The sequence below is a fragment of the Camelimonas fluminis genome, from assembly GCF_014656355.1.
GTDB lineage: Bacteria > Pseudomonadota > Alphaproteobacteria > Rhizobiales > Beijerinckiaceae > Camelimonas > Camelimonas fluminis.
In genome coordinates, this window is sequence record NZ_BNCG01000162.1 from 1 (window position 1) to 759 (window position 759).

The following is a 759-nucleotide window of genomic DNA, read 5'->3' on the forward strand; positions in this document are numbered from 1 at the left end:
GCCGACGCCATACCGATGGCTCTGTCTGTTTGCCTTGCATCAACTGCCGGCGCCGGGTCTATCCGGCTTCTCCCCAAGCCGAACGCCGGCGAAATCGCCGAAAAGTACCGGCAAGCGGTCGTGGTCTGCCCCCTGAGAAGTGGTCCTCCCTGAGGTATGGCTTTTGGCCATTTGGAGGACTGAATGATGCCGAGGAAGAGGCACGCACCTGAAGAGATCGTCGCGAAGTTGCGGCAGGTTGAAGTGCTGACGGCGCAGGGGCGTCCGGTCGCGGAAGCGATCCGTTCGATCGGCGTGACGGAGGTCACGTTCTATCGCTGGCGCACTGAGTATGGCGAGCTGAAGGGCGATCAGGTGAAGCGCCTGAAGGAGCTCGAAGCCGAGAACGCCCGGCTGCGGCGCGCGGTGTCGGACCTGACGCTGGACAAGATGATCCTGGCGGAGGCGGCCAGGGGAAACTGATCAGCCCCGCCCGTCGCCGCGTCTGCGTGGATCGTGTGGTGAGCAAGCTTGGCGTGACGGAGCGCCGAGCCTGCCTCGTGCTCGGCCAGCACCGCTCGACGCAGCGGAAGATCCCGACGCGGCCGGACGATGAAGCGGCGCTGACTGCCGATATCGTGGCGCTCGCTGTCCAGTATGGCCGCTACGGCTACCGGCGGATCGCGGCGCTGCTGCGGTCGGCCGGCTGGAGCGTGAACCTCATACCAAGGCCTTCTGCCCCTGACTCATGCAGGGTTTTGTTGGGAGCGCGGACGTGAT

The 759-nt window shown here is 65.2% G+C and carries 1 pseudogene; it reads left to right on the forward strand.

The annotated features are described in order from the left end of the window. Positions 1-186: 186 nt before the first annotated feature. Positions 187-698: pseudogene (locus IE243_RS22975) on the forward strand (transposase); the annotation flags it as partial. Positions 699-759 lie beyond the last annotated feature (61 nt).